The 1,003-nt window shown below is 82.0% G+C and carries 1 protein-coding gene; it reads left to right on the forward strand.

The genetic code is table 11. The annotated features are described in order from the left end of the window. Positions 1-191: 191 nt before the first annotated feature. Positions 192-887, forward strand: a complete 696-nt coding sequence (locus ACI783_RS19780) for a hypothetical protein (protein WP_457142032.1) — start codon at positions 192-194, stop codon at positions 885-887. The last annotated feature ends 116 nt before the right edge of the window (positions 888-1,003 follow it).

A 1,003-nucleotide genomic window follows, 5' to 3' on the forward strand; every position in this document is an offset into this window, starting at 1 on the left:
CCCCCCCCCCCCCCCCCCCCCCCCCCCCCCCCCCCCCCCCCCCCCCCCCCCCCCCCCCCCCCCCCCCCCCCCCCCCCCCCCCCCCCCCCCCCCCCCCCCCCCCCCCCCCCCCCCACGACCGTGCCCGGGACGGGTCGCCGGCGGCGGTCGAGCACGGCCGGCGGGGCAGGCAGGGGGTTACCGTCGCAGCGGTGACCTTCCGCCGTGCCGTGATCGCCGCGCTGGCCACCGGCGCGCTCGCGCTGAGCGGGTGCAGCTCGTCGCCGGACTCGCCTGCCGCGGCCGTGAGCCGGGGAACCGCCGAGCCGACCGCCGCGGGCAACGCGGCCGCGGCGGCCGCCGCGGCCGACCCGGCCGCGGCACAGGACCCGGCCCAGGCCGCGGTCGCCGTCGCCCTCCGGGCCATGGACCTGCCCGAGGGCTGGACGGTGCAGGCCAACCCGCTGCCGGCCGGGGCCGACCTCGCGGAGAACCCGAGCCTGACCGGCATCTGCGGCCAGACCTTCGCCTCCGAGGCGCACCGGACGTCGAAGCAGCCGGTGGTCGGGCTCGACGGGGCGGGCACACCACGGCTGTCGTCGGAGGCGATCGCCTACGACTCGCCGGTCGCCGCCGGAGCTGCGCTCCAGGAGCTGGTGCAGGCGTTCAGCCGCTGCCCGGAGGAGCAGTACACGTTCGAGGCCGGTCCGAGCGCCGAGGGCCTGGCCGCCAACAGCGTCGTCTTCCAGTACCGGCTCCCCGACGGCACGACCCAGGTCGTCCTCGCGCAGGCCACCGGTCAGGTGCTGTCGGTGCTGATCGGTGACGACCCGGCCATCACCGCGTCGGCGGGTCGTGCGATCGCCACGCGGATGGCCGCGCTGCCGGCCGGGGCGGTCGGCGGCTGAGGCCCTCCGCGGACAGTCGTGGGGGGGGGGGGGGGGGGGGGGGGGGGGGGGGGGGGGGGGGGGGGGGGGGGGGGGGGGGGGGGGGGGGGGGGGGGGGGGGGGGGGGGGGGGGGCGG

The organism is Modestobacter sp. SYSU DS0511, assembly GCF_054050755.1.